Annotated in this window: 2 protein-coding genes; both read left to right on the top strand. The window is 46.6% G+C overall.

Features of this window, described 5'->3' with window-relative positions; translation table 11 throughout:
• A partial coding sequence (gene cmk / locus A3738_RS15930; RefSeq protein ID WP_068763719.1) for a (d)CMP kinase occupies positions 1-543 on the top strand: 543 nt, incomplete at its 5' end.
• A 124-nt stretch (positions 544-667) separates the two neighbouring features.
• Positions 668-1,090: S1 RNA-binding domain-containing protein (locus A3738_RS15925; protein WP_156504294.1), on the top strand; the 423-nt coding region annotated here is incomplete at its 3' end.

The following is a 1,090-nucleotide window of genomic DNA, read 5'->3' as shown; positions in this document are numbered from 1 at the left end:
GCGGCGCTACGTCAAAATGTCGCTTTAGATGACGAGTCAAGTTTGGCCGCAGTCGCGGCAGGTCTTGATTGTTCTTTTGAAAGTTCAAAGCCGGGCGAGCCGGTTCGTGTAATGCTTGCAGGAGAGGATGTGACGAGTGAATTACGTCTTGAGACCACGGGCGATAATGCTTCAAAAGTGGCGGTTCTCCCTGAAGTGCGTGCAGCGTTATTGCAGCGCCAGCGCGATTTTCAGCAGCTTCCTGGTCTGGTAGCTGATGGACGAGATATGGGAACAGTTGTTTTTCCTAACTCTCAATTCAAAATATTCTTAACCGCTTCTGCTCAAGCCAGAGCAGAGCGTCGTTTCCAACAGTTGAAGGCACAGGGTGAAGATGTTAGAATCGCGACCCTTTTGCAAGAGATCGAAGCGCGTGATGCGCGTGATATGGGTCGTAAAGCCGCGCCGTTAAAGGCCGCAGACGATGCTGTCACGATCGACACGACCGAATATTCGATCGAGCAAGTGTTGGAAAAAGTCCTTTTATTGGTCAATCCAAAGTAAGATTTTTCCTCTAAAAATAGTTTTAATGCTTATGGCAATGAAAAACCGGCCAGAGGTTTGTCATGAGCGTATGTAAATAGACCGTATTAACTGGTGGTACGGAGAATCATATACAGGAAATGTAATGAGCGAGAGCTTTGCAGATTTATTTGAAGAGAGCCTAAAAGAGATCGATATGACCCCAGGGTCGATCGTTAAAGGCGTGGTTGTAGACATCGATAGCGATTGGGTTACAGTTAACGCAGGCTTGAAATCAGAGGGCGTTATCCCTCTTTCACAGTTCGTAAACGAAGCTGGTGAAGTTGAACTAGCAGTTGGTGACACTGTTGACGTAGCACTTGATGCTGTAGAAAACGGCTTTGGCGAAACGCAACTTTCACGTGAGAAAGCGAAGCGTGCTGAAGCATGGAAAGATCTTGAGAAAGCATTCGAAGCTGAAGAGATCGTTAAAGGTATCATCAACGGTAAAGTTAAAGGCGGCTTTACTGTTGACCTTAAATCTGTTCGTGCATTCCTACCTGGTTCTCTAGTTGACGTTCGTCCAGTT

The organism is Oleiphilus sp. HI0066 (assembly GCF_001635725.1).
The sequence above is the reverse complement of the archived record's forward strand: the minus strand, read 5'-3'. Positions and strand labels throughout refer to the sequence as shown.